Source organism: Mesorhizobium sp. M0615 (genome assembly GCF_040320805.1).
Lineage (GTDB): Bacteria > Pseudomonadota > Alphaproteobacteria > Rhizobiales > Rhizobiaceae > Mesorhizobium.
Map to the genome: position 1 here is coordinate 230,551 of NZ_JAMYQI010000007.1, position 24,796 is coordinate 255,346.

26 protein-coding genes are annotated in these 24,796 nt (G+C 61.7%); 23 read left to right on the top strand and 3 right to left on the bottom strand.

The window, feature by feature from the left end; all coding sequences use genetic code 11:
- Positions 1-356 precede the first annotated feature (356 nt).
- A complete protein-coding gene (locus NKI46_RS14470) occupies positions 357-698 on the bottom strand; it encodes a DUF768 domain-containing protein (RefSeq protein WP_023667997.1) in 342 nt (113 codons plus the stop codon).
- A gap of 188 nt (positions 699-886) precedes the next feature.
- On the opposite strand from NKI46_RS14470, the gene NKI46_RS14475 reads away from it, so the two are divergent.
- The 4 genes from NKI46_RS14475 (at position 887) to NKI46_RS14490 (ending at position 4,214) form a co-directional block, all read left to right on the top strand.
- Positions 887-1,843 carry an NAD(P)/FAD-dependent oxidoreductase gene (locus NKI46_RS14475; RefSeq protein ID WP_031253265.1) on the top strand — a complete coding sequence of 319 codons (957 nt, stop codon included), beginning with the start codon at positions 887-889 and terminating at the stop codon, positions 1,841-1,843.
- A gap of 165 nt (positions 1,844-2,008) precedes the next feature.
- Positions 2,009-3,295: an SDR family oxidoreductase gene (locus tag NKI46_RS14480; protein ID WP_352746712.1), complete on the top strand. Its 1,287-nt coding sequence runs from the start codon at positions 2,009-2,011 to the stop codon at positions 3,293-3,295.
- Positions 3,295-3,777, top strand: coding sequence for a DUF2269 family protein (locus tag NKI46_RS14485; protein WP_023681104.1), 483 nt, complete (start codon positions 3,295-3,297; stop codon positions 3,775-3,777). The genes NKI46_RS14480 and NKI46_RS14485 overlap by 1 nt, the downstream gene beginning before the upstream one ends.
- 110 nt (positions 3,778-3,887) lie before the next feature.
- Entirely contained in the window at positions 3,888-4,214 is a 327-nt protein-coding gene (locus NKI46_RS14490) for a low affinity iron permease family protein (RefSeq protein ID WP_023739572.1), read from the top strand.
- Positions 4,215-4,426: 212 nt separating this feature from the next.
- Here the strand turns inward: NKI46_RS14490 and NKI46_RS14495 are convergent, their stop codons facing one another.
- Positions 4,427-4,702: a hypothetical protein gene (locus tag NKI46_RS14495; protein WP_023667991.1), complete on the bottom strand. Its 276-nt coding sequence runs from the start codon at positions 4,700-4,702 to the stop codon at positions 4,427-4,429.
- 217 nt (positions 4,703-4,919) lie between these two features.
- Between NKI46_RS14495 and NKI46_RS14500 the strand changes: the two genes are divergently transcribed.
- The 9 genes from NKI46_RS14500 (at position 4,920) to NKI46_RS14540 (ending at position 14,138) form a co-directional block, all read left to right on the top strand.
- Complete coding sequence (locus NKI46_RS14500; protein WP_023681102.1) at positions 4,920-6,026, top strand: NAD-dependent epimerase/dehydratase family protein; 1,107 nt, start codon at positions 4,920-4,922, stop codon at positions 6,024-6,026.
- The gene (locus tag NKI46_RS14505) at positions 6,023-7,096 is read left to right on the top strand and encodes a GDP-mannose 4,6-dehydratase (RefSeq protein WP_023691444.1); all 1,074 of its coding nucleotides are present in this window, start codon (positions 6,023-6,025) and stop codon (positions 7,094-7,096) included. The genes NKI46_RS14500 and NKI46_RS14505 overlap by 4 nt, the downstream gene beginning before the upstream one ends.
- Positions 7,093-8,385 carry a TIGR04295 family B12-binding domain-containing radical SAM protein gene (locus NKI46_RS14510; RefSeq protein ID WP_023739573.1) on the top strand — a complete coding sequence of 431 codons (1,293 nt, stop codon included), beginning with the start codon at positions 7,093-7,095 and terminating at the stop codon, positions 8,383-8,385. The genes NKI46_RS14505 and NKI46_RS14510 overlap by 4 nt, the downstream gene beginning before the upstream one ends.
- Positions 8,370-9,470, top strand: a complete 1,101-nt coding sequence (locus NKI46_RS14515; RefSeq protein ID WP_023681099.1) for a glycosyltransferase family 4 protein — start codon at positions 8,370-8,372, stop codon at positions 9,468-9,470. The genes NKI46_RS14510 and NKI46_RS14515 overlap by 16 nt, the downstream gene beginning before the upstream one ends.
- 2 nt (positions 9,471-9,472) lie before the next feature.
- Positions 9,473-10,603, top strand: a complete 1,131-nt coding sequence (locus tag NKI46_RS14520; protein WP_023739574.1) for a CgeB family protein — start codon at positions 9,473-9,475, stop codon at positions 10,601-10,603.
- Positions 10,600-11,694, top strand: coding sequence for a CgeB family protein (locus NKI46_RS14525; protein ID WP_023667985.1), 1,095 nt, complete (start codon positions 10,600-10,602; stop codon positions 11,692-11,694). The genes NKI46_RS14520 and NKI46_RS14525 overlap by 4 nt, the downstream gene beginning before the upstream one ends.
- A complete protein-coding gene (locus NKI46_RS14530) occupies positions 11,691-12,794 on the top strand; it encodes a CgeB family protein (protein ID WP_023725529.1) in 1,104 nt (367 codons plus the stop codon). Before NKI46_RS14525 ends, NKI46_RS14530 begins: the two co-directional genes overlap by 4 nt.
- 23 nt (positions 12,795-12,817) lie before the next feature.
- On the top strand, positions 12,818-13,858 hold the full coding sequence (locus NKI46_RS14535) for a UDP-glucuronic acid decarboxylase family protein (RefSeq protein ID WP_023681096.1): 1,041 nt from the start codon (positions 12,818-12,820) through the stop codon (positions 13,856-13,858).
- A gap of 94 nt (positions 13,859-13,952) precedes the next feature.
- The gene (locus NKI46_RS14540) at positions 13,953-14,138 is read left to right on the top strand and encodes a hypothetical protein (RefSeq protein ID WP_023667982.1); all 186 of its coding nucleotides are present in this window, start codon (positions 13,953-13,955) and stop codon (positions 14,136-14,138) included.
- An 8-nt stretch (positions 14,139-14,146) separates the two neighbouring features.
- On the opposite strand, the gene NKI46_RS14545 is transcribed toward NKI46_RS14540, so the two are convergent.
- On the bottom strand, positions 14,147-16,030 hold the full coding sequence (locus NKI46_RS14545; RefSeq protein ID WP_352746717.1) for a hypothetical protein: 1,884 nt from the start codon (positions 16,028-16,030) through the stop codon (positions 14,147-14,149).
- A gap of 14 nt (positions 16,031-16,044) precedes the next feature.
- Between NKI46_RS14545 and NKI46_RS14550 the strand changes: the two genes are divergently transcribed.
- The 10 genes from NKI46_RS14550 to NKI46_RS14595 all read left to right on the top strand — a co-directional run bounded on the left by NKI46_RS14550 (position 16,045) and on the right by NKI46_RS14595 (position 24,702).
- On the top strand, positions 16,045-17,148 hold the full coding sequence (locus NKI46_RS14550) for an inositol-3-phosphate synthase (RefSeq protein WP_023739576.1): 1,104 nt from the start codon (positions 16,045-16,047) through the stop codon (positions 17,146-17,148).
- Positions 17,145-17,741, top strand: a complete 597-nt coding sequence (locus NKI46_RS14555; protein ID WP_023667978.1) for a histidine phosphatase family protein — start codon at positions 17,145-17,147, stop codon at positions 17,739-17,741. Before NKI46_RS14550 ends, NKI46_RS14555 begins: the two co-directional genes overlap by 4 nt.
- A 14-nt stretch (positions 17,742-17,755) precedes the next feature.
- Positions 17,756-18,856: a CgeB family protein gene (locus NKI46_RS14560; protein WP_023699986.1), complete on the top strand. Its 1,101-nt coding sequence runs from the start codon at positions 17,756-17,758 to the stop codon at positions 18,854-18,856.
- Complete coding sequence (locus NKI46_RS14565; protein WP_023739577.1) at positions 18,856-19,659, top strand: sugar phosphate nucleotidyltransferase; 804 nt, start codon at positions 18,856-18,858, stop codon at positions 19,657-19,659. The genes NKI46_RS14560 and NKI46_RS14565 overlap by 1 nt, the downstream gene beginning before the upstream one ends.
- Before the next feature lie 3 nt (positions 19,660-19,662).
- Positions 19,663-20,424: a TIGR04290 family methyltransferase gene (locus NKI46_RS14570; protein WP_023733222.1), complete on the top strand. Its 762-nt coding sequence runs from the start codon at positions 19,663-19,665 to the stop codon at positions 20,422-20,424.
- Entirely contained in the window at positions 20,417-21,349 is a 933-nt protein-coding gene (locus tag NKI46_RS14575) for a glycoside hydrolase 5 family protein (RefSeq protein WP_023739578.1), read from the top strand. The genes NKI46_RS14570 and NKI46_RS14575 overlap by 8 nt, the downstream gene beginning before the upstream one ends.
- 7 nt (positions 21,350-21,356) lie before the next feature.
- Positions 21,357-22,514 (top strand): glycosyltransferase, encoded by a 1,158-nt coding sequence (locus NKI46_RS14580; RefSeq protein ID WP_023739579.1) that lies wholly within the window; start codon positions 21,357-21,359, stop codon positions 22,512-22,514.
- An 8-nt stretch (positions 22,515-22,522) separates the two neighbouring features.
- A complete protein-coding gene (locus NKI46_RS14585) occupies positions 22,523-23,503 on the top strand; it encodes a GNAT family N-acetyltransferase (protein ID WP_245260473.1) in 981 nt (326 codons plus the stop codon).
- Positions 23,448-24,410: a class I SAM-dependent methyltransferase gene (locus NKI46_RS14590; protein ID WP_245264377.1), complete on the top strand. Its 963-nt coding sequence runs from the start codon at positions 23,448-23,450 to the stop codon at positions 24,408-24,410. The genes NKI46_RS14585 and NKI46_RS14590 overlap by 56 nt, the downstream gene beginning before the upstream one ends.
- Positions 24,411-24,483: 73 nt before the next feature.
- Complete coding sequence (locus NKI46_RS14595) at positions 24,484-24,702, top strand: hypothetical protein (protein ID WP_023739582.1); 219 nt, start codon at positions 24,484-24,486, stop codon at positions 24,700-24,702.
- Positions 24,703-24,796: the final 94 nt, after the last annotated feature.

Genomic DNA, 24,796 nt, shown 5'->3' on the forward strand with positions numbered 1-24,796 from the left:
GTCGCCGCATGACGTCAACTTCCCAGGCGGCGGTGCCAAATCCCAGCACGCCAAATCGCACGAGCGGCGATGGCTGTGGCGCGGCTTCTGCGGAAGCACCCAATAGCCAGCAACAAATACCCGCAAGAGCGGCCCGCCGCGAGATGTGACCCTGATCATGCCGGGTCAGCCATTCGCCTGGAAGGGTAGCAGTCAGCACGGGCGCACCGGGTGTGAAGGAACTTTCCTAACGCCGTAGCGGCAGGAATGTTCCTCAATGGTGCATGGAACTAACGGGAAAGCACCTAAGGTCCGTTTTTCAGCTCGTATAGCAGCCCGGGGGGCTTGTTCAGGCGAACAGAAGAAGGTGTCAGGGGCTACGGTCCGCTCTTGGCATCATCGACCTCCAACGCGTCCATTACAGGTGCCGGATCGCTCTTTTCGGAGCTCGGGCTCTGCACCCCGGACCCGGCGTTCTCGATCGCTTGCACGATAGCATCTTCGATGTTTCCGAGTTCGTCCTCCCTTACTTCACGCCCATAACCAGCCACCTCGGCATCTTGCTCGAATTGCTGAGCGAGCACCGCGACGCTGACTTCCTCTCGACCAGGAAGTGTGCCGACATTCTCCTGTAGCCAGTTTTGAAAAAACTCTCTGGTCGCGCTCATCTCAGACCACCCTTTCGCCAAACTAAGCGCGACGATGAGCCGAAGTTCCATGATGCGTTCACTTTCCCAGTGGCGCTGTACTCACAGCGTTGGGAGCCACGAGGTTTTTGCAGGCTTGATGAGGCAGTGGCCTTTCTCTTCACGACTCGATTGGAGTTCACTCTTATCGCGCAGTGTGCATCCTGATTGCGTCCATTTCGACCCTGTGGAACAAGCTTGTTGAGTTGAAGTTAGGCCCTATGCCAAGCTTTTCGGGCGAACCAAGTTTTTCGGGCGAACAAGTTTTTGACGTTGCCATCGTCGGCGGCGGCCCCGCGGGGCTCGCTGCAGCCATGTATTTAGCCAGGTTTCTGCGTTCGGTGATCTCGCTCGACGCGGGGCATGCGCGTGCCAAGCTCATCCCAAAATCCCGCAACTGTCCCGGCTTCCCCCACGGCATCAGCGGGGAAGAACTGCTCGGCCGCCTACGAGCCCAGGCACAGCTATACGGCGCGAGCCTTGTCCATGGTTGCGTAGGCCACGCCGAAAAACGCGAGGGTTTTTTTGTCCTGACGACCACCTGCGGGATTGTCCAAGCAAGGCGCGTGATTCTGGCAACGGGCATTGTGGACAAGGCACCTCCCATTGAAAGACTGGAGGAGGCGATCGCAACCGGCATTGTCAGACTGTGCCCGGTTTGCGATGCATATGAGGCCCGGGGTAGCCGCATCGGCGTTGTTGGTCCGGAGCATCTCGCCGTCAGGGAGGCTCTGTTCCTGAAGGGATATGGCAGTCAGGTCGCCTTGCTCGCCAATAACCAGGATGATGTTTCCGAAGCTGCCCGCGGCGCCGCCTTGGCAGGCGGAGTTGAAATCTGGGACGCTGTCGATGACCTGATCCCTCGACGAACCGGGTTCGATGTCGTCATGGCCGAGGGCGCCCCGATGCGCAACATCGATGTGGTGTACCCTTCGATGGGTAGCGACGTACGCTCCGAACTCGCGGTTGCTCTGGGGGCTAACTGTGACGCAGAAGGCTATGTCCTGGTCAACCGACACCTTGAGACTTCAACGCCAGGACTCTATGCCATTGGCGACGTGGCCGAGGGGCTCAATCAAATTGCTGTTGCGTTCGGAGACGCCGCCAAGGCTGCAACTCACATTCATAACGACCTCCGCGATTGCGCCGAGCCGGCGACGAACTTCCGGCGAAGTTGACCTGCAGATGCGAGCGCACCGTACCGGCTCACCTTTGGCTGCGTTGATGCCCGGAACCCGTTCCACCCGGCGTGAGACTACCGGCTTCGGCTTTGCTAGAGTTCTCCCAGGCGCAGCCGCTGGGTTGATGGACGGGCACGCGCTGGCGAACGGCTGGAGGAAGGAATGAAAATTCTCGTCACCGGCGCGTCAGGTCTGATTGGAGCCGCGCTTTGCGCGCGCCTGACCGGCGAGAGTCATGAAGTGGTCCGCGTGCTTCACCACGCAGACACTGGCGTCCACCCGGAGATCCAAACCGTTTCCCTGGATATGGCGCGGGCCTTGCGACCTCAGGACTGGACCCCCTATCTCGCCGGTGTGGACGCCGTCGTAAACTGTGCCGGCGTCCTGCAGGATAGTGCCCGGGAAAACACCCGGCATGTCCATTCTACCGGCGCCTCGGCTCTCTTCACCGCGTGTGAGCAAGCAGGTGTGAACAAGGTGATCCACTTTTCTGCCATCGGGGTCGATCGCCAGCAGCCGTCCGCCTTTTCCGCCAGCAAGCTCGCTGGCGATGAAGCACTGATGGCACGTAGCCTTAGCTGGGTCATCCTGCGCCCCTCCGTAGTGCTGGGAAGGCCGGCCTTCGGCGCAAGTGCACTGTTTCGCGGCCTCGCGGCTTTGCCGCTCTTGCCGTTGATGCCCGACACGGGCCGTCTCCAAGTCGTCCAACTCGATGACGTCATCTCCACCGTCCTGTTCTTCCTCCAACCCGGCAGCCCATCGCACCTCACGCTGGACCTGGCTGGGCCCGAGGCACTTTCGATGAGCGAGGTCGTGGGTCGCTATCGCCGCTGGTTCGGATGGAGCAGTGCTCGGGAGTTCATCTTGCCGAATTGGGCCGCAGCTATCTTGTACAGGTTCGGGGATGCCGCGGCTCAGCTGGGCTGGCGCCCGCCGATGCGCAGCAATGCAGCAAAAGAGATTGCCCGTGGCGCTGTCGGCGATCCCCAGCCGTGGATGACGGCGACCGGCATTCAACCATCAAGTCTTACATCTGCACTGCGTTTAAATCCTGCGACCGTGCAGGAGCGATGGTTCGCCGGTCTTTACTTCGTCAAGCCGGCGCTCTTTGTCGTCTTGCCGCTCTTCTGGATCATGACCGGCATCATTTCCCTCACCGCCGGCTGGCGCAGCGGAGTTGACTTGCTGATTGGCACTGCTGCCGGCCCCTTGGCCGAACCGGCGGTAGTCGCCGGCGCGCTGGCTGACATCGCCGTCGGGGCGCTTATCGCCTGGCGCTCAACCAGCCGGCTTGGTCTTTTCGGCGCAATCGCGGTATCGCTTTTCTATGCGACCGCTGGGAGCATTCTGCGGCCGGATCTTTGGCTTGAGCCACTCGGGCCGCTGATCAAAATCCTCCCGATCCTCGTTCTGCATTTTGCAGCGCTGGCCATTCTGGAGGAACGCTGATGATGTACTTCGTGCTTAAATACCTGCACGTGATCGGCGCTGCTGTGCTGCTCGGAACTGGTGCCGGCATTGCTTTTTTCATGCTTTTGGCACACCGGACCGGGAATGCCGCGACGATCGCAGCCGTCGCCCGCATTGTCGTGCTGGCTGATTTCCTGTTCACGGCTACGGCCGTTGTCGCACAACCTCTGACCGGACTGGGCCTCGCTAGGGTTGCGGGGTATTCGCTGTCCGAAGGATGGATCGTTCTCTCGATCCTGCTCTACATCTTAACGGGCCTGTTCTGGCTGCCTGTCGTGTGGATGCAGATCGAGATGCGAAATCTAGCCACACAGGCCGCACTCTCCAACCAACCTCCTCCCGAGCGCTACCATCAGCTGTTCAGACGCTGGTTTGTCTTCGGCTTCCCAGCTTTCGGCGCCGTGCTCGCCATTTTCTGGCTGATGATTGCGCGCCCGGCAATCGAGTGGTCATCGTTGTAGCTGCGATCGGTAAGCACTGCGCCGTGAATTCATCCGTCGCGCCTAGCTGGCTCGTGCCGGCGCGATGCACTGCGGTCGGGAACCACGGTCACTGCCGCGAGTTCCTTCGCATGGCCAATCATCCCGTCACCGGCGTGCTTACTTCAATCGGCACATTAACCTCCCGCCCCGCGGCATTCCTGATCCTGTTGGTCTACGCAATCCTTTGGATGATCTTCGAGCGACAGACCCTGGACTGGCATGGAGCGGCTACCTTGTTTACGTGGGCCATGACGCTGTTCATCCAGCGAGCCGAGCACCGCGACACTCAGGCCATTCACGCCAAACTGGATGAGATCCTGCGATCAGACCACAATGCCTCGAACATCACGCGGATCGACGGTGAAGAGCCCGAGGAAATCGAAAAACACCGCCACCGCAGGCAGCAGGACGACTGATGAGCGGCGTTTTGGTTTCACGGCAGGGCGAGTAGAGGGTTTCCAGCTTTTGGCGCCTATCCAGCCCCGCCGCCTCCTGCGCTCAGGCCCAGGCCTTCGATCCTTGCTGCGGATGTGGTTCAGCGACCGAAGGATCGGAGCCTCTATTGTTCCACCGCATCCAGAAATTGGCCCGAGAACCAGGTCGGGCAAATCGGCCGGCTCGAAATGTGTCATTCGCCTTTCTGGTTGCGCTCGACGAATTTGTTGAAACGGCTGGTTTGTCCGTCACCAGTCTTGGACTGGTAAAGAAAGGCCAGATCGTTCTCGTCGAATATGCGGAAGAACTCGTCCCATTCCACCGGCTCGAATGCTTCCTCGGGTTTGCCGAAGTCGATCCGCAGGATGCCGCCCGCCCCTTTGGTGCGAACCACTGCCGGCCGTCCATCCCGCTCCTCGGCCCATTTGCGGATTTCGTCGTGATTGGTGGTCGTTTGCGACTGGGACATTGAAATCTCCTTTGATCATCGGCGTTGCCAACATCGGGCATCGTCGGGGCTGCCGGCGTCCTAACAGCACAAGGGCGGCAATGTTCCGGCACGGCGCGGCGAGCGCGATGTGGCTGCTTCCGAACGAAGCCGGCCAAAGGAACTTTGTTGAAGCCAAGGGAACAAACCTTTTGCCGAAAAGTTCGGGTCGCCAAGATTACCTGTCTGAGGAGTGGTCGTGAAACGGATATTGGTTACAGGGGGCTGCGGCTTCATTGGCCGGCATGTCGCCCAGGAACTCATCGAGCAGGATTATTCGGTTCGCATTTTGGATGTGCTGCTGGAGCAGGTGCACGCAGGCGAAACAGTCGCCCTTCCCGCCGGGGCCGAGCTGATCAAGGGCGACATTCGGGACCGGGAGGCGGTCGCCAAGGCGCTGGAAGGCGTTGACGCGGTCATTCATCTGGCGGCGGAAGTCGGCGTCGGACAGTCGATGTACGAGATCGCGCGCTATGTCGGCACCAACGATCTCGGCACCGCGACGCTGCTCGAGGCGCTGATCAAACATCCGGTCGAGCGCATTGTCGTCGCCTCATCGATGAGTGTCTATGGCGAGGGCCTCTATGCTACATCGGACGGCCGGCGCATCGACAATGCCCGGCGCAAGGCGAGCGACATCAAAAACGGGCAGTGGAATCCGCTGTCGCCGGAAGGCGAGCCCCTCTCTCCCCTGCCGACGGACGAGGAAAAGCCGGTCGACCTCGCCTCTATCTATGCGCTGACGAAATACGCCCAGGAACGCGCCGTGCTGATCTTCGGCGAAGCCTATGGCATCGATGCGGTCGCGCTGCGCCTGTTCAACGTCTTCGGCGCCGGCCAGGCGTTGTCGAACCCCTATACCGGCGTGTTGGCCAATTTTGCTTCGCGTCTCGCCAACGGCCAACGGCCAATGATCTTCGAGGATGGCGAACAGAAGCGCGATTTCGTCCATGTGGATGACGTCGCCCGCGCCTTTCGTCTTGCGCTGCAGCAACGCCAGGCAAGGGGTCACGTCATCAACATCGGCAGCGGCCGAGCCTATGCTATCAGCGACGTCGCGCGGGTACTTGCCGAGGCCATGGGAACGCCGGACCGCTCGCCAGAGTTGCTCGGCAAGGCGCGCTCCGGGGATATCCGCAACTGCTTCGCCGATATTTCCAAGGCCCGTGAGCTGCTCGGTTTCGAGCCGAGGCAACAACTGGAGAATTCGCTCGCCGATTTCGTTTCCTGGGTGCGCAACTCGTCCGCCATCGACCGCGGCGCCGACATGAAACGCGAGCTTGAAGAACGTGGGCTGGTGTCATGAATACGCGCAATCGACGCGACGCGCCCGTCGCCATTGTCGGCGGCAGCGGCTTCATAGGATCGAACCTGGCCGACAGCCTGTTGTCGGATGGCGAGCCGGTGCTGGTGATCGACAATCTCAGCCGCCCCGGCGTCGAACAGAACCTTGAATGGCTGGCGCAGAAACACGGAAGCCGCCTCATGGTCGAAACGATTGACGTGCGCGACGCCAACGCGCTTGCGCCCGTTCTGAAGAGTTCCAAGGCGATCTTCCACCTGGCCGCGCAAACCGCCGTCACAACGAGCCTGGTCCAACCGGACGAGGATTTCGACATCAACCTTCGAGGAACGTTCAATGTCCTCGAGGCGGCGCGGCTGAGCAGTGAGTTTGTTCCGGTGGTCTTCGCCAGCACCAACAAGGTCTATGGCAGCCTGCCAGACGTCGCGGTTCGCGAGGACGGCGATCGTTACCTGCCTTGCGACGGCATCATCCAAGCGAATGGCATCGACGAGACCCACGGCCTGGATTTCTGCACGCCCTATGGCTGCTCCAAAGGCGCGGCGGACCAATATGTGCTCGACTATGCCAAATCCTACGGCATGCCGACGGCGGTGCTGCGGATGAGCTGCATTTACGGGCCGCGCCAGTTCGGAACCGAGGATCAAGGCTGGGTCGCGCACTTCCTGCTGAGTGCGCTGACGGGACGTCCAATCACCATTTACGGCGACGGCAGACAAGTGCGCGACATACTGCATGTCTCCGATGCGGTCGCCGCCTACAGGGCCACGCTCGATCGTATCGAGACGACCAAAGGCCAGGCATTCAATCTTGGCGGCGGCCCCGATAATGCGATCAGCCTGCGCATGCTGTTGAGCGAGATCCGTAGCTTGACCGGCCGTGAGCTTTCGATCCGCCATGATGGCGAACGCACCGGCGATCAGCCCTTCTTCGTCGCCGACACCCGCAAGATCAAAGCGATGCTTGGCTGGAAAGCTCGTGTTTCATGGCGCGAAGGCATTCGCGATCTCGCAGACTGGCTGCAACAACACCGGCTCCAGCCTCGCCCCGAAGTCGTGAGGTACGTCGCATGAAAATCGCCCTGGTAAACCCGTTCTGGACCTACGACGACAGCATTTATTTCGGCTGCCGCCAACCACATCTCCCTCTGGAACTCGGCTATTCGAAATCCCTGCTCGAAACAGCCGGCCATGAGGTGTTGATGCTGGATGGGCAATTGCAGGAGCTCGACAACTCGGACCTCTCCGAGCGTGTGGCTGATTTCGGGCCGGCAATAACGGTCGTCAGTACCGCCCCGACTTATCTGTTCTGGCGCTGCGCACCACCCGAGTTGCGCGTGCCGGCCGATTTCCTCAACCGTCTCGCCGGGCGCGGTGGACGCACAGTCGCGGTCGGGCCGCATGGCTCGGCTACGCCCGCGCCAACCTTGCGCAAGCTTGGCGTCGACATTGTTGTGCGCGGCGAATGCGAGGAAATCGTCGCGGAACTTGCCCGGCGCGACGACTGGAGCGCGGTGCCCTCGACCGCTTACCTGCGCGACGCCAAGGTGGTTTTGACCGGCGGCGTCCACGCCAGTTCGTTTGTCGATCATCCGCCACTCCAATGGCCATCAGACTGGATCACAGCCCATTCGCACCACCATCACAGGTTCGATGACAAGCAGGTTGGGTTCGGCGCGGAGGTCGAAGCATCGCGCGGCTGCCCCTACAATTGCAGCTTCTGCGCCAAGATCGATTTCCGCGATGCCTATCGCCGCCGAAACCACGAGGCGGTCATAGCGGAAATCGATGGGCTGATTGCCCAGGGCGTCGGCTACATTTATTTCATCGATGAAATCTTCCTGCCGCAGAAAGCGCTGCTGGAAGCGTTGATCGATCGCGACGTGAAGTTCGGTGTGCAGACCCGCATCGACCTTTGGAAACCCGATCTGCTGGAACTGCTCGGTGCGGCCGGCTGCGTCTCCATCGAGGCCGGCCTCGAAAGCCTGACCGTGGAAGGTCGTGCGATGCTGGCGAAACGCTGCCGGCTGGGTACCGAGGAACTTGCCGCGCTGCTCGTCAATGCCAGGCGTCACGTTCCGTTCGTACAGGCCAATCTGATCGGCGTCGTCGAGGATGACCCTGCCCTTGTGGACTACTGGCGAACGCACCTGATCGACAACGGCGTGTGGGCCAATGAACCCGTACCGCTTTATCCATATCCGAGTTCGCCAAGCTATCGCGAGCTTTGGGGCGAACCCGACGACCTCGCCTGGGAGCGCGCCCATGATCACTATCTCGCATCATTCCAGAAGTTCAGCGACATCCAGGAAAGGCGCCCGCGTCCGCTGGCGGAACTGGAGGCGACATGTTGCGGACACTGACGCCGCGCTCGCGGCGCATCCTGATGACGGTCGACGCCGTGGGCGGCGTGTGGCGCTATGCGCTCGACCTGGCCAGGGAACTTGTCAATGGCGGCGATAGCGTAGTGCTTGCCGGTCTCGGTCCGCCACCGTCCAGGCAGCAGGCCGACGAGGCGGAGGCTTTCGCGAAGCTGATCTGGCTCAACACGCCGCCGGATTGGATGACCCGGAACGGCGGTGATCTCGACGCGCTGCCTCGGGAGTTGCATGCGCCCATGCGCGACCACGCCATCGACCTTGTCCATTTCAACGCGCCTTCGCAGGCGGCGGGATTCGACGCGCCATGCCCGGTCGTGGTGGTCTCCCATTCCTGCGTGACGACTTGGTTCCATGCGGTCAGAGGACAGGCGGCGGATGGGGCATGGGCCTGGCAGAAGGAGCGCAACAGACGCGGCATGGATCGGGCCGACGCGGTCATCGCGCCGAGCCGCAGCCATGCCGACATGCTAGAGACCTGCTACGGCCCGATCGCGCGCTTGAGTGTGGTCACAAATGGTGCCCGTCCTCTGCCGAAGGCCGAAAAGCATCAACCGCTCGTCTTCGCCGCTGCCCGCTGGTGGGACGAGGGCAAAAATGCGGCGGTGGTCGATCAGGCGGCGTCCCTGACGCGATGGCCTCTGTTTGCCGCCGGTTCGACGAACGGCCCAAACGGCGAGCATGTCAGCTTCAGCCATGCTGTTCCTCTGGGAGCAGTGCCGTCCGATGAGGTGCGTTCGTTGATGGCTCGCGCGGGTATTTTCGTATCGCCATCGCTCTACGAGCCATTCGGCCTGGCCGCGCTGGAAGCCGCCATGTCGGCTACGCCCCTGGTGCTTTCCGATATCGCCACCTATCGCGAACTATGGGACGGGGCCGCGATATTCTTTGACGCGCGCGATCCGCACGATCTCGCTGCCTGCCTCAACCGTCTCTCCAGCGATGCCGAGCTCCGGCGAGAGCTTGGCCAGGCAGCCATCCGACGCAGCCGCAGGTTTAGGCTGACAAAGCAGACAGCGGCTATGCGCGGCGTGTACGACAAAGCGGCCTTAGCGATGGCGGAGCGCTGATCATGCGCTTTGTGTTCTACACCCACTCGGTCGTTTCCGACTGGAACCATGGCAATGCCCATTTCCTGCGCGGCGTCATGCGAGAGCTGGTCCAGCGCCGGCATCAGGCGATTGCGCTGGAGCCGGCGAATGGCTGGAGCCGGTCGAATCTGCTGGCTGAGAAGGGGTCGTTCGCCATCGAACGCTTCCGCAAGGATTTTCCCGAACTGATGCCGGTGACCTACGATGCCGGATTTGATCACGAAGCCTGGATTGCCGAGGCCGACGTTGTGATCGTTCATGAGTGGACGGATCCGGAGCTTGTCGCACGTATTGGCCGTGCCCGGGCCGCCGGCGGCAACTTCATCCTTCTTTTTCACGACACCCACCACCGGGCCGTGTCTGCGACCGAGGCACTCTCGGCGCTCCGGCTGGAGCACTATGACGGCGTTCTCGCCTTTGGCGAAACCTTGCGCGAGAGCTATCTGCGCGCCGGCTGGGGCAAGCGCGTCTTCACTTGGCATGAAGCGGCGGACGATCGCCTGTTCAAGCCGCACCCGGAGATCCACCCCACCTCCGATCTGGTCTGGATCGGCAACTGGGGCGATGATGAGCGGACCGCCGAACTCAAGGAGTTTCTGATCGAGCCGGTGCACGATCTCCGCCTTGATGCCGCTGTTCACGGCGTACGCTACCCCAAGACCGCACTTGCGGATCTGGCCACCGCAGGACTGCGCTATGAGGGGTGGATCGCCAATGCCGACGTGCCGAAGGCCTTCGCCGCGCATCGTGTCACCGTTCACATCCCACGGCGCCCCTATCGCGAGAGGTTGCCCGGAATCCCGACGATCCGCATGTTCGAGGCACTCGCCTGCGGCATTCCGCTGATTTCAGCGCCATGGTCCGATGTCGAGCAGCTTTTCAGGCCCGGTGTCGACTTCCTGTTTGCCGAGAATGGCTCGCAAATGCGGCAACAGCTTCGGACGGTGTTGTCCGACGAGGACTTTGCGGCCTCCCTGGTGACCTCGGGTCTCGAGACCATCCGCTCGCGGCACACCTGCCGCCACCGCGTCGACGAGTTGCTCGGCGTGCTCACGCAATGCGCGAACCGACACACCGCCGTCCCGACAGCCGCAAAGGAAGCCGTCGCATGAAGATCGCATTCTATGGATCGAGCCTTTTGTCGTCCTACTGGAACGGTGCCGCGACGTACTATCGCGGTTTGCTCAAGGCACTTTCGCAATTGGGTTACGAGATCACGTTCTACGAACCCGATGTCTACGACCGGCAGAAGAACCGCGACATCGAAGCTCCCGACTGGTGCACTGTCGTCGTTTATGAGGCGACCCAGCATGCGCTGATGCAGGTCGCGGCACGTGCCGCCGGCGCCGACATCGTCGTCAAGGCGAGTGGCGTCGGTTTCGAAGACGAGGCGCTGCTTCGCGCCGTTCTCGACCACGCCCGCAGCGACGCGCTTGTCGTATTCTGGGACGTGGATGCGCCAGCCACGCTTGCCCAGTTGCGCGACGAGCCGGACCACCCGCTCCATCGTGCACTGCAGGAGATCGACCTCGTGCTGACCTATGGTGGCGGCGATCCCGTTGTCTGGGCCTATCGTGCCATGGGCGCCAAGGAGTGCGTGCCCATCTACAATGCGCTCGATCCCGAAACGCACCATCCGGTCGCCAGCAAAGCGCGTTTTGCCTGCGACCTGGCGTTCCTCGGAAACCGGCTGCCGGACCGTGAAGCGCGTGTCGAATCGTTTTTCCTCGATCCCGCCAGCCAGCTGCCGAAACAGCGTTTCCTGCTCGGAGGCTCGGGTTGGGGCGACAAGCCGCTCCCCACCAATGTAGGCTGGCTCGGCCATGTCGGCACCCGCGATCACAACGCCTTCAATGTCACCCCAAAAGCCGTGTTGAACATCAGCCGCGACAGCATGGCCGCCAACGGTTTTTCACCGGCCACGCGAGTGTTCGAGGCGGCCGGCGCGGGCGCCTGTCTCATCACGGATGCATGGCTGGGCGTGGAACTGTTCCTGAAACCAGGCGAGGAGATCCTGGTCGCGCGTGACGGCGGCGATGTCGCCGAAATAATGCGCTCGCTGACCCCCGGGCGGGCCAAGGCAATCGGCCAAGCCGCACTTCACCGCGTGCTGGCGGACCATACCTACGCGCTTCGGGCGGATGTGGCGGATGCCGTCTTCAAACGTCATTTCGAGCACGGGGCCGTGGAGGCAGCGGAATGACCAAGAAACTGGACATCGTCTTTCTCGGCCTGTCGCTGTCCTCATCCTGGGGAAACGGCCACGCCACGACTTTCCGGGGTCTTTTGAAAGGCTTGCACGGACTCGGTCACCGGGTGACTTTTCTGGAGCGCAACGTGCCGTGGTACGCCAATCACCGCGATCTGCGCGATCCGGAGTTCTGCGCCTTGCGCTACTACGAAACCACTGCGGAGCTGCAACGCGACTACGCACAGTGCCTGGAGCAGGCCGACATCATCGTCATCGGATCCTTTGTTCCAGAAGGACGCCAGGTCATCGACATCGTCGCCTCGCTTTGCAAGGGGCAGCTCTGCTTTTACGACATCGACACCCCGGTGACCCTGGCCAAGCTTTCAGCCGACGATTGCGATTATCTGAGTTCGCGGCAAATTCCGTACTTCGATGTCTATTTCTCCTTCACTGGCGGACCAACGCTCAACCATCTGGCGCAAGACTTCGGCGCACGCCATGCCGAACCTCTCTATTGTTCGGTCGATCCAGAACGGCATCACCCGACAGGAGATCCGATCCGCTGGGATCTCGGCTATCTCGGCACCTACAGCATGGACCGGCAGACAACGCTGAACGCTCTGCTGCTCGAGCCCGCACGGCATATGCCGAACCTCCGTTTCGTCGTGGCCGGCTCCCAATATCCATCCGACATCATCTGGCCGGACAATGTCGAACGCATCGAACATTTGCCGCCAGCCGATCACGCCGCGTTCTATAGCCGTCAGCGCTACACGCTGAATGTCACACGCAGTTCCATGATCACCGCAGGATGGTCGCCCAGCGTGCGCCTGTTCGAAGCGGCGGCTTGCGGCACGCCCATCGTCAGCGACCACTGGCCAGGGCTCGACAGCTTCTTTCCCGCATCGGCGATCCACACCGCCGCGGAGACGGACGAAGTCATCGATATCCTCGTTGGCGAGTCCGAGCGCGCACGCCTGGCCATGGCCGGCCGGGCTCGCAAACTCGTCCTCGCTTCCCACACCGGTGGGGCCAGGGCTCGCGAATTCGTGGCGGCGCTGACCCAACCAAGGGCGACGGCCCTCGATCTCGACATTGGAAGTGCAGCATGAACGGCAGACAGGAGAAAACAGCGATGCGACAGACAAGAAAGGCGCACAGGGCAAAGACGGTGCTTGTTGCCGGCGGCGCGGGTTTCCTCGGTTCGCATCTTTGCGAAGTATTGCTCCGCAACGGCTGGCGCGTGATCTGCGTCGACAATTTTCTGACCGGGCGCATGGAAAACATCATCTCGATCATGGACCGGCCGGGTTTCCGGTTGATCGAGCAGGACATCTGCCGGCCACTGGATCTCGGCGAGCCCGTGGATCACATCTTCAACCTGGCCTGCGCCGCCTCACCGCCGCGTTATCAGGCCGACCCGATACACACCACGCGTACCTGCGTGATCGGAACCCTCAACCTGCTCGAACTCGCTGTCCGCAATGACGCGCGACTGCTGCAGGCCTCGACGAGCGAAGTGTATGGCGATCCGGAACAACACCCGCAAAGGGAGGACTACGTCGGTCATGTGAACTGCACCGGCCCACGCGCCTGCTACGACGAGGGCAAGCGCACCGCCGAAACGCTTTGCTTCGACTATCTAAGGGCCGGCAAGGCCGACGTCCGCGTCGCGCGCATCTTCAACACCTACGGTCCGAGAATGGATCCGGCCGACGGTCGCATCGTCTCGAATTTGATCATGCAGGCGCTCGAGAAGCGTCCGCTGACGATATTCGGCGACGGCCAGCAAACGCGATCCTTCTGCTATGTCTCCGACTTGATTGATGGATTGATGCGCCTGATGAACATCGACCCCAATCCGGGCAAGCCGGTCAATCTGGGCAATCCCGGAGAATTCACCATCGTGCGACTGGCGGCATTGGTGAAGGCGATGACCGGCACCAAGTCGGATCTGAAATTTCTGCCCCTGCCGCAAGACGATCCTCGGCGCAGGCAGCCTGATATTTCGCGTGCGAAAACGCTGCTCGGCTGGTCGCCGAGAGTGCCGCTCAACGAAGGGCTCAAGCTGACGATCGATTATTTCGCGGCGCTCGAAGGCACCGGCATCGGCGATCAGATGACAGGCCTTGCCAAAAGGAGACCCGCAGGCGGGCTGCAGAACCTTCCTGCATGACGTGGGCCGCGGCCGGACCTGCCCGGAGATCGTGCGGAACATCCATCCAACCTTGTAGTTTGGCGGGAGGGACCCGATACGGAGGATCATCCTCATGCAACCCAAGCGACCCGCGAAGGATGTCGACAAGATTGCCGAACGCGAGGCGGCTGCCTATTTGCGGCGCTCCTCGATCACCTATCTCGAGTGCTGCGTCAGCTTGATGATGACGCATCTGCAGCGCGAGGAAGTGGCCGCTATTCTTGAGCAGGAAGCAGACATGCTGCGAAGGCTGGATTGATCGAAACGTTACACCTGAGATTCGTCCAGGAATCGTATCAGCCCCGCCCTGTATCGGTCTGCCGTCGCGGCCAGCCTTGCTTTTTCCTGGCCATTTTCGGATTGCGCAGCCGTGCTCCAGAGCCCGATTTGGAACGCCAAATAGCAGGGTTCGAAAAAATCGATGTGGCCATTGTCAATATCGAGCCCCATCCCCTCGACCAATGTCGTCACATTGCTGTCGGACAGTCCATATTCGACACAGGCGCCGGCAATGTCCCACTCTATCGGCTGGCAGCCAATCAAATCGTGTGCCCGGCAATGGTCGACGGCATCTGTCTTGACCACCGTGCCATCGGCACAAACGAGAAACTCCCACGCGTGAAGCTTTCCGTCGATTTCCACCCGCTGCAGAACATGCGCAGGGGTTTTTTTCGAGAGCCAATGGCGCAACGTCGCCGCTCGGTTCTCGCCCAGGGCTTCAGATGTATTGGAAACAGCCATTTCCGCGAGTGCGAGCAATGATGCACCCGGTTCGCAGGTTCGGAGATTGAGCGCCCGCCAGGCTAGATAGCGCGTCAACTCCGCGACCAGCCTTCCTCTGGGCAGCGGCGCCTGGTCCATCGTGGTGCCGTCAATCCACCGTTCGACCAGAAAGCCGTGGCAAAGCCCGACCACTTGCGATCCGAACCCGGCTTTCCCCAACATTTCCGCGGCTCGTCTCTTACGCCGTCCGGTTTCGCCGAGGCCGGCGAATTTGACGAGCCAGCGACCACACCCCGCGGACGCCAGGAATTTACGCCGCTCGATGCCGCGCGGGCTCGGCGGCCAATGCTTTTCGTCGACGTAGTGGACGCTCCTCCATTCGCCACCAGACAGTTCGGTCAGGCGTAATTCGGGGCTGCCGACCGCCTCGGCCACCCATTCGCTAAGCGTGGGAATGTTCGAGCTTTCGGGGAAGGTGCATTCGAGCGCCGTCGCCACATGTTTCGGACAGCGCGACCATGTCTCCCTAGCCTCCCGTGACGCTTCGATGCCCGGGTTGCCAGGATGGCTGGGAAACAGGTGAATGCGGTCCATACCAATACCCAGTTCCCGCAGCCACGCGACGACGGCGTGCATCGAACTGCCGGACAGACCGGGACCTTCGTCTACAACGGCGAAGCGTGCCGATGGATTGTTCTTCCAGGAAGCGATCGAGCGCGAATCGGCATTGATGTGCCTGCGGAAAGGATGGCCGACCGGACGAACGCTGAACGGCGCCGGCGCGCCAATCGCGGCAGCCACTATGGCGGCAAGCCCCAGGCCGATGCTGCGGATGCCGATCACGCATGTGTTCGCATCGAGACCTGACTCCTGCGCCGCTCCCAAATAGCTTTCGGGATAAAGCGCGTAATGCGCGTAACCCTCGGCAGAACCGGTCAGAACCTCAGCCTCGCAATCCAACCCGTCCAGCAGTTGGAGAAGTCCCGGCTCGATGCCACCGCCCACGGCGAAACCGCTTCGCCACGACTTCGCCACCTCTGCCGCAAGACCAACCAGCAATCTGGCGCCTTGCTGTTGCCGCGGCGAAAAGATGTCGATGCCCCTGTTCTCGAAATCGACATCGGCAAGCGCGCGAACCAGTTCCGATACGCTGATGAATAGGCCGACCAACGCGGCATGGCGTCGGACGCCATGAGCCATGCGGTCCAGACTTTGAGCAATTTCGCTCGCAGCATCGCGAAGCCGTTCTGCGCTCTGCCTCCGCTTCTGGTCGCCGTAAACGATCATCGATCGGTTTTCCAATGCTTTGCCTTGCGCCAACGCAGCGAGCGCTGCTTCGATCCAGTGTCTTGCGCAATTTTTCGGCAGGCCAAGGAACATTCCGGCACGCTGGTGGTTCGGCGGCAGGAACTTACCTTTGAACAGCATAGGGCGGCAGTTTCGTGGGATCGAAAAAGGTTCGTGTCGGTATCGTCGGGGTCGGCAATTGCGCATCCTCCCTGGTGCAGGGCCTCTCCTATTATCGTCACGCAAAAAGCAACGAACCAATCCCAGGGCTGATGCATGCCGACCTCGGCGGTTACCATGTCGAGGACATCGAGATTGTCTGCGCATTCGACGTCGCCAGGAGCAAGGTTGGCCTCGACGTCGCTGAAGCAATCTACGCCGCCCCGAACAACACGTTCCGCTTTGCCGATGCGGCGGCAAACGGCGTTCGCGTCGAGCGCGGACCGACACTTGACGGCATCGGAAAATACTTGCGCGACGAAATCGAGGAGGCGCCGGAGCCGGTTGCCGACGTCAGCGAAATCCTGCGCAACAGCGGCGCCGACGTGCTGGTCTCTTACCTGCCGGTGGGCTCCGAGGAGGCGACGCGCTTCTACGCCGAATGCGCGCTTGAGGCCGGCTGCGCCTTCGTCAACTGCATACCCGTTTTCATCGCCTCACGTCCGGAATGGCGCCGGCGCTTCGAGCAGCGAGGGCTGCCGCTGGTCGGCGATGATATCAAGAGCCAGGTCGGGGCGACCATCGTTCACCGCCTGCTGGCCAATCTCTTCCGCGAGCGCGGCGTGCGCATCGATCGCACTTATCAGCTGAATTTCGGCGGCAACACCGACTTCCTCAACATGCTGGAACGCGAGCGGCTGGAATCAAAGAAAATTTCCAAGACCCAGTCCGTGGCCAGCCAGTTCGATGTTCCCCTGGAGCCGGGCAATATTCATGTCGGACCCAGCGACCACGTACCGTGGCTGACTGATCGCAAATGGGCCTATATCCGAGTGGAAGGGACGACCTTCGGCGGCGTGCCGCTCAACGCCGAGCTCAAGCTGGAAGTCTGGGATTCTCCAAATTCAGCCGGCGTGGTGATCGATGCGATACGCTGCGCCAAGCTTGCGCTCGATCGCGGCATAGCGGGAGCACTGACCGGCCCCTGCAGCTATTTCATGAAGTCGCCTCCCGAACAGTTCACCGACGCCGAAGCGCGGCAGCGCACGCTCGCTTTCATCGCCGGCAAGGACGAGCCTTTGCTGGATGCCGCGGAATGACGACAACGTTCTTTTTGATCCGTCATGCAGCGCACGACAATGTCGGCTCCTATCTTGCAGGACGAATGGACGGCGTTTGCCTTGGCGAGGCTGGGAAGGCGCAGGCCGCGCATCTTGGTGGCCGCATGGCCCGGGAGCCGATTGAAGCCATCTTGTGCAGCCCGCGTGAGCGTACGCAAGAGACGGCCGTGCCGATCGCGCTTGCCTGCGGCGTCGGTGAAATCGCGATCTGCGCCGAACTCGACGAGATCGATTTCGGCGATTGGTCGGGAAAGACCTTCGACGAGTTGAACGGCGACGCCGGCTGGCGGGCGTGGAACGACCAGCGGCAGGAGGCCAGGACACCGAGCGGCGAGACCATGCTGGATGTCCAGGAGCGGATCGTCGCACTGATGAACGCAGTACGCGAGCGGCATCCGAATCAGTGTGTCGCCCTGGTCAGCCACGCCGACGTGATCAAAGCCGCCGTCTGCAAGGTGCTTGGCTTGCCGGTCGGCGACTGCTTCCGCTTCGACATCGATCCAGCCTCGATCACGACGATCGTGTCGGGTGACTGGGGCTCCAAGCTCCTGCGAATGAACGAAGCTGCCTGACGAGGACTTTCCGGATGCAGATGGTCATTTTCGGTCTCACCGTTACATCATCATGGGGCAACGGCCATGCCACGCTCTGGCGCGGACTGATCCGCGCCCTGGGTCGGCTGGGATGGTCCATCACCTTCTTCGAACGCGATACCCCCTACTATGCCGGGACGCGTGATCTCGATCGGCTCGATGGCGGCAACGTCGTCATTTATCCGGACTGGGAAGACATCCGTCGCGTTGCCGAGCGGGCAATGAAGCAAGCGGATGTCGTCGTCGTTACCTCCTACTGTGCCGACGCCGTGGAGGCCTCGCGGCTGGCGCAGCAGACAGGTCGCGGATTGCGTGTCTTCTACGATCTCGACACTCCGGTCACGCTTGCCCGCATCGAGCAAGGCGAGCGTCCGCCCTATTTCGGACCTGAGGGTCTTGCCGATTTCGACCTCGTTTTGAGTTACACCGGCGGCTCTGCGATCGAGGCGCTTAAGTCGGTTTTAGGCGCGCGTCACGTGGTGCCTCTCTATGGGCATGTCGATCCCGACCAACACCGGCCGGCAGAGAAGCGGGCCGAATTCGCCGGTGATCTGTCCTATCTCGGAACTTACGCGGCGGATCGCCAGGCCGGCGTCGAAAAGCTGCTGGTCCGCCCGGCCGCGCGCCTGCCCGACCACCGTTTCATCATTGGCGGCGCGCAATATCCGCAGGAATTCCCATGGAGCGACAACATCTTCTTTGTCAGGCATCTTCCGCCAGCCGACCATCCGGCTTTCTTCTCATCATCTCGCCTGACACTGAACGTCACCCGGGAGGCGATGGCGCAAAAGGGCTGGTGCCCGTCGGGACGGCTCTTCGAAGCGGCCGCGTGTGGGGCTGCCATCGTCACCGATGCATGGCCGGGCCTGGCCGAATTTTTCGAACCCGGCCGCGAAATCTTGTTGGCGCATGACACCGATGATGTGGTCGCCGCATTGCGATTGCCGGAGCGCGAGCTCGACGGCATTCGAAGGCGTGCCCGCGACCGGGTCTTGGGCGAACACACTTCCGCACGGCGCGCGGCGGAACTGGATCGCATCCTGAACGAGGCCTTTCAAAGATCTCCCGGCGAACCGATGAGGGAAGCGGTCTGATGTTGGGCATCGTACCCGCTGCCGGGCGCGGCAGCCGCATTCAGCCGCTCGGCTTCTCGAAAGAGCTGCTGCCGGTCGGTAGCCGGATCGATGGACAGACCGAGCGTCCATGCGCCGTGAGCGAGTATCTGGTACGGCGCATGGTGCAGGCCGGCGTCGACAAGATTTGCTTCATCATCGGATCGGGCAAATCCGACATCCTTGAATACTACGCCGCCGGCTACGGTGACGCGGCGGCTCTCTTCGTGGTGCAGCCGAACCCCGTCGGTCTGTGCGATGCGATCTTCCGGGCGGCGCCCCTCGTCGCGCCCGACGAGGTCGTCCTGGTCGGCCTTCCCGATACGATCTGGTTTCCCGAGGACGGTTTCCGCCATTTGCCCGACGATCAGCTCTCATTTCTGCTTTTCCCGGTGGATCAGCCGGAATTCTTCGACGCCGTCGTCATCGACGTCCAAGAGCGCGTGATCGAAATCCAGGTCAAGCGACAGGATGCCGCCACGAACTGGGTTTGGGGTGCGTTCAAGATGCCGGGCCATATCCTGCATCAGCTTGCGGCACTCTGGCGTGAGCGCGAGCGCAGTGACGAATATATCGGCACTTTGGTCAACGCCTATATCGCGGCCGGCGGTACAGCTTTTGGTGTCAGGGCTGGGTCGGACTATGTCGATGTCGGCACTTTCAACGGCTATCGAACAGCTCTGCGGTTGCTTGAAAACGACGCCTCATCCGCGCAGCGCCGGCCCACCATGATCATGCCCGGCGCGCAGTCGCATGTACCCGTCGTTCCTGGCGAAGGAGCCTGAGCCATGCTGCATTCCCATGCCGAAATCCGCCGCCGCATCGATGCGCTCGGCCCATGGTTCCACAACATGGAACTTGCCGGCGTCGAAACCGCTCCCAACCATTTTCTGGGCAACTACCCGCTGATCAAATGGCGCAAATTTGCCAATGCCATTCCCGCTGATCTGAGGGGCAAGGCCGTACTCGATATCGGCTGCAATGCAGGATTTTACTCCATCGAGATGAAACGGCGAGGTGCTGACCGTGTCCTCGGCATCGATTTCGATGACGCCTACCTGGCGCAGGCTCGCTTTGCCGCCGAGGTTGCCGATTGCGAGATCGAATTCCAGAAGCTTTCGGTCTACGACGTCGGCTCGCTGCGCGAGACGTTCGATGTCGTGCTGTTCATGGGGGTGCTTTACCATTTGCGCCACCCCTTGCTCGCGCTCGACCTGATCCGCGAACATGTCGCCCGTGACCTGATGATCTTCCAGTCCATGCAGCGCGGCAGCGCGGATCTGCCCGAGTTGGAAGAAAACTATCATTTCTGGACGCATGACCTGTTCGACCAGCCGCAGTTTCCCAAGCTGCATTTTATCGAGCACCGCTATGCCGACGATCCCACCAACTGGTGGATTCCAAACCGCGCCTGCACCGAAGCGATGCTGCGCAGCGCCGGTTTCGAGATCGTTCTGCACCCCGAGCAGGAGGTCTATTTCTGCCGCGCAGCCGGGGACCCGGCCGGCGGCGGCGCCATCTACCCCTCGAAAGGACAGCTCCATGATTGAAGCCGCCATGATCTGGAACGAGCCCAACAACAAATCGCATTGGGACCCAGAGCTCGATCCCGATTGGAGCCGCTTTGCCAGGATGGCGATCTTGTCGGCTGACGCAATCGCGTCAGAGAACCCGTCTTTGACGAAAGTACTCGGTGGCATCTCGCCGATAGATCCGGGCTTTATCACCCGCATGAAGGAATTCGGCGTGCTGGACCATGTCGATGCCGTCGCCGTGCACGGCTTTCCGCTCGACTGGAACCTGTGGCAGATCCACGAATGGCCACAGAAGATCGGCGAGATCGCGACCGTCACCAACCTACCCATCTGGGTCAGCGAAGTCGGCGTATCAACCTTCGGCGCGGAAGAAATCCAGGTTTGGGGGCTCAAGCGCACCGCTGAGTTGCTGATTGGCAACGCACCACGCATCCAGTGGTACAGCCTCTACGACCTTCCGCGCGAATGGGAAGCAACGACGCGGCATCGCGAGGCGGAGGGCTCTTCTTACTACCGACATTTCCACATGGGGCTGCTGCGCCAGGACGGTACGCCAAAACCTGCGCTGGAGGAGTTCCTGCGCTATACGCCCGCAATGGGGCTGGTGCAGTGGTTTCATTTCGAGGACCCCCGGCTGGACGATGCCGTCGCCTGGATGAAGCGGCTGGGCGTCACCAATATGCGCACGGGGCTTTCCTGGGCAGACAGCTTCCGGCCGAACGCGCTGGACTGGTTTGACCGGCAGATGGAGGCACTCGCCGATTTCGACGTGACGGTCACCTTTTGCTTTACACCGCAGCATCGCGGAATGATGCCCCACCACACCAGCCCACCTCTGGTGCCGGAGGAGTTCGCGGAATTCTGCGCAACCATGATCCGCCGCTATGCGCCCGGCATGACGTCCGCTTCGCTCCCGACGCGGCGGGCCTCGGCAGCGTGAAAGTGTCATGCTGCCAATGCATCAGACGCCTGACACATTGGACGAATTAGCGGCATCATCGACAGGTGGTGCGGCATACGGGACCGAGGCGCAACCAGCCGCGGCGCTCACTGTCCTCAATGTCGCCTACCCTCTCGCACCCGTCGGACCCGATGCTGTCGGCGGTGCCGAACAGGTTCTGTCGATGCTCGATCGGGAGCTGGTTCGCGCCGGCCACCGCTCTATCGTCATTGGCTGCCGCGGCTCCAGCGCGAGCGGTACCCTTGTGGAAATACCGGCTGAAAGCGGCGTGCTCGACGAGGCGGCGAAGAGCCGCGCGCAGCAGGCTCATCGCAAAGCGATCGCCGCTGCCCGCGCCCGATGGCCGATCGATGTGGTTCATCTGCACGGCATCGATTTTCATGCCTATCTGCCCGACGATGGTCCGACCCTGGTGAGCCTGCACCTACCCTTGGACTGGTATCCGGCCGAGGCTCTGCGACCGACGCGCGACGACCTGTGGCTCCATGCGGTCTCGCCCACCCAGCAGCAAACGGCGCCACCAGGGGCCAGACTGGTGGCGCCGATTCCCAACGGCGTTGACATCGAAGCATTGAACCTGGTGCAGCTGAAGCGAGACTTTGCCCTGGTTCTCAGCCGGGTCTGCCCGGAAAAGGGCATTCACCTGGCCCTGGACGCGGCCAAACTGGCGGGCGTGCCCCTGGTCATCGGCGGCAAGGTCTATCCCTACGAAACACATACGCGCTACTTTCGCGACGAGGTCCAATCCCGTCTTGATGCTCGCCGCCGCTTCCTGGGCCCGCTCGGTTTTAACACCAAGAGGCGTTTTCTCAACGCAGCCCGCTGTCTTGTCATTCCAAGCCTGGCCGCCGAGACAAGCTCGCTTGTCGCTATGGAGGCCCTCGCCTGCGGTACCCCGGTGGTCGCATTCCCGAATGGTGCGCTTGCGGATGTCATCGAGCACGGCAGGACGGGCTTTCTCGTCAATACAGTCGACGAGATGGCCCAAGCCATTCTTGCGGCGCCCAGCCTGGACGCCGAGGCGTGCCGGGTTGAAGCGCGGCGGCGGTTTTCGCTGGAACGGATGATCTCGTCGTATATGGCTGCCTATCAGGCCCTGGCACAACTTGGCACCGATCGCAGGCGCTTCGCTGCGGCACCGTGAGAAAAGCAGTGTTGCGCAGCGAAATCATCGATGACCTCGTAAAATTCGATGCCTTGACACCGCACTGGTGGAAACTGTGGGAGCAGAGTTCCTCTGCGACGCCGTTCCAATCCCCCGCCTGGCTGGTGCCATGGTGGCGCGCATTCGCACCCGGTGAACTGGCGACAGTCGCGGTCTGGCGTGGCGGCGATCTGGTCGGGCTGGCGCCACTCTATCTCGAGCATGGAACGGCCGGTTCGAAGCTGCTTCCGGTCGGTATTTCGCTCAGCGATTATCTGGACATCCTGGCTGTCCGGGATATCGAGGCGGCGGTCGTGTCCACAATTGCCGAAACGATCTGCTCGGTCGGGTGGTCACAATGGATCTTGTCTGATCTGCCGCAAAACAGTGCCGGTCTTACGATCGCGCATCCCGGTTTAACGGTCGAGAGGCCGGTAATTCATGCAGCCTGCCCCGTGCTTGCTGTTGCCGGCGACGAAACGTTGGCCGGCTGCGTTCCCGCTCGGCGCAGGCGCCAGTTGCGCCGGGCGCGCCAAGCTGCGTCCAGACGCGGCCGGCTCGCGTTGGCGTCAGCTAGGGGTGATCACCAGAACTTCCTGAACCAATTGATCCGCCTGCACCATGCACGCTGGGTTGGACATGGAGGTGGTGTATTGGCCGACCCCGCCGTGCAGCACTTCCATGGGCTTTCACTTCCCTTGCTCGATGCTCACGGTCTGGTCCGCTGCTGGTTGCTCGCGATCGAAGGCACGACTGTCGCCGCCTATTACGGATTTCACCACCGCGGCCGCGCCTATGCCTATCTCGGCGGCCTCGATCCTGCTTATGCCGAGGAGAGCCCAGGTGCGATTCTGATCGGCCACGCGATCGCGGAGTCGATCCGCGAGGATGCGCGCGAGTTCGACTTCCTGCGCGGCCAGGAAGCCTACAAATATGGCTGGGGCGCCGTCGACAGGTGGACGATGCGGAGGATCTGGACGCGGAGTTGATGTCATGAGTGTGCACGCGCAGCGCCGGACATCGGTCAGACGGGCGGTCGAAGGTTGTGTGGCCGATGGTGCCTGCGCCGAAGCTGTTCTCGTCAGGCTGGCGCTTCACCTGCCGCCCACAATTGAAGCGGCGGAATTGGCGGAGGTCGTGCTGAAAGTCCGTCCGGCGAATACCGGCGATGCTGAAAGACTGCGAAAGGTCGCTGGACTGCTGCGCCACAAACCGGGCGTCCTTGCCACTTTGCGAGCGACAGGCGGCGCCGTTCGGCATGAACGCGGTAACGGCGAGACGGATATCGCCGTGGTCAGGAGGCTGGCCTCGAGTTTTGATGCCGCGGCAGCAATTTCGACCGCGGCAAGTGTCCAGTTAGGATCCCTTGGCGATGACGAGCGGCTGACAGCCATGACCGACGAAATCGTTGAATGGCTCGAGGCGCGAGAATTCACCGGAATTCAACGAGACATTCTCGACATCGGTTGCGGCATCGGACGTTTCGAGCGCGCGCTGTCCAATTCCTTCAAGCGGATGGTCGGCATCGACATATCATCGCGGATGATCTCTATCGCCTCCGAGCAATGCGCAGCGCTCGGCAATGTCGAACTGCGCCAAACCTCCGGTCTCGATCTGGCCGACTTCGACGACGACAGTTTCGATTGCGTGTTGGCGGTCGACAGCTTTCCCTACCTGGTTTTAGCCGGCATGGCTGAGCGGCTTTTCGATGAAATTGCGCGCGTTCTCAAACGGCCGGGCCGGCTCGCATTGCTGAACTATTCTTATCGCGGATCGCTTTCTTTGGACCGGGCCGACATCGGCCGTCTTGCGCAAGCTCACCAATTGCGGGTCGTCATCTACGGCGAGAAGCCGTTTCGATCATGGGATGGCGACGCCTTCTTGCTTGCTGGGTGAGACGGAACATTACAGCGCGATGCCGGTTCGGGCGTCGGCACCGATCGGTGTCCTGGATTCGAAGGAGGAGATCATGGCATCCGGCGGCAAAAAGCATTTCGGCCAAGGCAGCCAAGGCAAAGGTGCCGGCGCCGGCGCAATGACCACCTTGGAAAAGGACAAGATCGAGGAAAACGCGGTTTTGTCCAACCGCGACACGAAGCAACATGGCCGAGAGCGCGGGCTGGACGGCAATCGGATCAAGTCCGATCAATTTCAGGATCACGCCGCAAACCGGTTGCTGAAGGACTGACGCCACCGCGCCGCGTCTTGCCGCGGCACGGAGGAAAAACTGTGCAAGGGCCGCCGGTGAGCCTCTCGGCGGCCACAACGCCTTGTAGTGCCGA

Bases quoted from the DNA above. Each gene is read 5' to 3' on its own strand.
- NKI46_RS14525 (WP_023667985.1), top strand. From the start codon at position 10,600: ATGAAGATCGCATTCTATGGATCGAGCCTTTTGTCGTCCTACTGGAAC.
- NKI46_RS14515 (WP_023681099.1), top strand. From the start codon at position 8,370: ATGTTGCGGACACTGACGCCGCGCTCGCGGCGCATCCTGATGACGGTC.
- NKI46_RS14470 (WP_023667997.1), bottom strand. From the start codon at position 698: ATGGAACTTCGGCTCATCGTCGCGCTTAGTTTGGCGAAAGGGTGGTCT.
- NKI46_RS14495 (WP_023667991.1), bottom strand. From the start codon at position 4,702: ATGTCCCAGTCGCAAACGACCACCAATCACGACGAAATCCGCAAATGG.
- NKI46_RS14595 (WP_023739582.1), top strand. From the start codon at position 24,484: ATGGCATCCGGCGGCAAAAAGCATTTCGGCCAAGGCAGCCAAGGCAAA.
- NKI46_RS14560 (WP_023699986.1), top strand. From the start codon at position 17,756: ATGCAGATGGTCATTTTCGGTCTCACCGTTACATCATCATGGGGCAAC.
- NKI46_RS14535 (WP_023681096.1), top strand. From the start codon at position 12,818: ATGCGACAGACAAGAAAGGCGCACAGGGCAAAGACGGTGCTTGTTGCC.
- NKI46_RS14510 (WP_023739573.1), top strand. From the start codon at position 7,093: ATGAAAATCGCCCTGGTAAACCCGTTCTGGACCTACGACGACAGCATT.
- NKI46_RS14570 (WP_023733222.1), top strand. From the start codon at position 19,663: ATGCTGCATTCCCATGCCGAAATCCGCCGCCGCATCGATGCGCTCGGC.
- NKI46_RS14520 (WP_023739574.1), top strand. From the start codon at position 9,473: ATGCGCTTTGTGTTCTACACCCACTCGGTCGTTTCCGACTGGAACCAT.
- NKI46_RS14505 (WP_023691444.1), top strand. From the start codon at position 6,023: ATGAATACGCGCAATCGACGCGACGCGCCCGTCGCCATTGTCGGCGGC.
- NKI46_RS14530 (WP_023725529.1), top strand. From the start codon at position 11,691: ATGACCAAGAAACTGGACATCGTCTTTCTCGGCCTGTCGCTGTCCTCA.
- NKI46_RS14580 (WP_023739579.1), top strand. From the start codon at position 21,357: ATGCTGCCAATGCATCAGACGCCTGACACATTGGACGAATTAGCGGCA.
- NKI46_RS14485 (WP_023681104.1), top strand. From the start codon at position 3,295: ATGATGTACTTCGTGCTTAAATACCTGCACGTGATCGGCGCTGCTGTG.
- NKI46_RS14575 (WP_023739578.1), top strand. From the start codon at position 20,417: ATGATTGAAGCCGCCATGATCTGGAACGAGCCCAACAACAAATCGCAT.
- NKI46_RS14475 (WP_031253265.1), top strand. From the start codon at position 887: ATGCCAAGCTTTTCGGGCGAACCAAGTTTTTCGGGCGAACAAGTTTTT.
- NKI46_RS14590 (WP_245264377.1), top strand. From the start codon at position 23,448: ATGGCTGGGGCGCCGTCGACAGGTGGACGATGCGGAGGATCTGGACGC.
- NKI46_RS14565 (WP_023739577.1), top strand. From the start codon at position 18,856: ATGTTGGGCATCGTACCCGCTGCCGGGCGCGGCAGCCGCATTCAGCCG.
- NKI46_RS14490 (WP_023739572.1), top strand. From the start codon at position 3,888: ATGGCCAATCATCCCGTCACCGGCGTGCTTACTTCAATCGGCACATTA.
- NKI46_RS14480 (WP_352746712.1), top strand. From the start codon at position 2,009: ATGAAAATTCTCGTCACCGGCGCGTCAGGTCTGATTGGAGCCGCGCTT.
- NKI46_RS14555 (WP_023667978.1), top strand. From the start codon at position 17,145: ATGACGACAACGTTCTTTTTGATCCGTCATGCAGCGCACGACAATGTC.
- NKI46_RS14540 (WP_023667982.1), top strand. From the start codon at position 13,953: ATGCAACCCAAGCGACCCGCGAAGGATGTCGACAAGATTGCCGAACGC.
- NKI46_RS14545 (WP_352746717.1), bottom strand. From the start codon at position 16,030: ATGCTGTTCAAAGGTAAGTTCCTGCCGCCGAACCACCAGCGTGCCGGA.